Origin of the sequence: Mesorhizobium sp. M7A.F.Ca.US.002.01.1.1 (assembly GCF_004022955.1) — a bacterium.
Classification (GTDB): domain Bacteria; phylum Pseudomonadota; class Alphaproteobacteria; order Rhizobiales; family Rhizobiaceae; genus Mesorhizobium; species Mesorhizobium ciceri.
Genome location: NZ_RZQE01000764.1, coordinates 1 through 1876, shown reverse-complemented (window position 1 = coordinate 1876; position 1876 = coordinate 1). Strand labels below are relative to the sequence as shown.

Here is a 1876-nt window from a genome sequence, read left to right as displayed (position 1 = left end):
CCTCGATACCTGCGTCGGCTGCCAGGCCTGTGTCACCGCCTGCAAGGAATGGAACACCGGCGGCCACATGGCGCCGCTGACCGACATCGATCCCTATGGCGGCCATGTCGACGGCGTCTGGTTCAACCGCGTGCACGCTTATGAGCACACCACCGAGATGGGCGGACGGACGGTGAACTTCCCGCGCTCCTGCCTGCATTGCGAGACGCCGGCCTGCGTCACCGTCTGCCCGACCGGCGCCTCCTACAAGCGGGCTTCGGACGGCATCGTGCTGATCGACGAGGACAAGTGCATCGGCTGCAAATTGTGCAGTTGGGCCTGTCCTTATGGAGCACGCGAATTCGACACCGATGTCGGGGTGATGAAGAAATGCACACTGTGTGTCGACCGCATCTACAATGACAATCTGGCCGAAGAAGACCGCGTGCCGGCCTGCGTCGCCGCCTGCCCGACCAGCGCCCGGCATTTCGGCGATCTCGGCGATCCCCTGTCGGCTGTCTCGCAACTGGTGGCGGAGCGCGGTGGTGTCGACCTGATGCCTGAGCTCGGCTATCGCCCGACCAACAAATATTTGCCGCCACGCGCCCACACCGCGCGCGCCGCATCGGTGGCCGCGCCGGCATTGGAACCGGTGCGGGCCGAAGGCGGTTTCCTCGGCTGGGTCGACCGCATGCTTTCGAACTGACCCATGCATCCAGCCTTCTCCGTCGTCTTCTTCACCACTGCCACCGGCGCGGGCTACGGCCTGCTCGCGCTGCTGGGCACGCTCGGAGGCTTCCAGATCATCCCACCCGATTTCTGGCTGGGCTTTATCGGCATGGGGCTGGCGCTCGGCCTGATCGTGGCCGGCCTGTTGTCCTCGACGGGTCATCTCGGCCGCCCCGAACGCGCCTGGCGGGCGTTCTCACAATGGCGCAGTTCATGGCTGTCGCGCGAAGGTGTTGCCTCGGTCATCACCTTCATTCCGGCGGGACTGTTCGGCATCGGTTGGATATTCTTCGGCAAGACCGATGGCTGGGTCGGCATCGCCGGATCTCTGGCCGCCATCGGCGCAATCATCACCATCTGCACCACCGGCATGATCTATGCGTCGCTGAAACCGATCGCCCAGTGGCACAGCCGCTTCACCCTGCCCGGCTATCTCATCTTTTCGGCGATGACCGGCAGCGTGCTGTTGAACGCACTGCTGCAGGGCTTTGCGCTTGGTTCGAAGGTGCAGCTGGCGGCTTGCCTGCTGCTGACCTTGACCGGCTGGGGCTGGAAGCTCGCGACCTGGCGCTACAATGACCGGCTGGAGATTCCGACCACCGCCAACACCGCGACCGGGCTGGCGGGAGGTACGGTGCGGTCGCTGGAATGGCCGCATACCGAAGAGAATTACCTGCTCAAGGAAATGGGTTTCCGCATCGCGCGCAAGCATGGCGCGCGGCTGCGCCAGATCACGCAGCTTCTGGCCTTCGCGTTGCCCTTGGGGCTGCTCGCCATTGTGTTCGCCCTGCCCTGGCCGCCGGCAGCGTTGCTGTCGGTACTCGCTGCTGCAATCCAGTTCGCCGGCATGCTGGTCGAGCGCTGGCTGTTCTTTGCAGAGGCGAAGCACACGGTTACGCTCTACTACGGCAGGTAGGGCTGTTTAGCCCGGCCGCAGCATCGAGCCGGAAATGGCAAAGATGCGTTGGGCGCCCAGCATATAGGCCATCAGCGTATCCAGCCGGAACAGCCCGGCATAGGCGCGATCGAGCACGTTGAGCGAGCCTGTATAGGCACCGAAGGCCGGCATGATCATGCGGCCGCCGTCGCCGGCAAAGCAGCGGCGCCGCACCGAGCGGCCCTGCTGGACGATGCGGGCGCAGGGATGCAGATGGCCCGCTATTTCGCC

General features: G+C 64.9%; 2 protein-coding genes and 1 pseudogene. 2 read left to right on the top strand and 1 reads right to left on the bottom strand.

Annotated features, from left to right (window positions below):
• Positions 1–685 (top strand): 4Fe-4S dicluster domain-containing protein (locus tag EN932_RS35185; protein ID WP_164890814.1); only part of this gene is annotated, 685 nt, incomplete at its 5' end.
• A gap of 3 nt (positions 686–688) precedes the next feature.
• Entirely contained in the window at positions 689–1624 is a 936-nt protein-coding gene (locus EN932_RS35180) for a DmsC/YnfH family molybdoenzyme membrane anchor subunit (RefSeq protein ID WP_127366794.1), read from the top strand.
• A gap of 6 nt (positions 1625–1630) precedes the next feature.
• Here the strand turns inward: EN932_RS35180 and EN932_RS35175 are convergent.
• Positions 1631–1876, bottom strand: a pseudogene (locus tag EN932_RS35175) (metallophosphatase); the annotation flags it as partial.

What these genes read in the sequence shown, in the direction of transcription:
- EN932_RS35180 (WP_127366794.1), top strand. Translation starts at nt 689, where the DNA reads ATGCATCCAGCCTTCTCCGTCGTCTTCTTCACCACTGCCACCGGCGCG.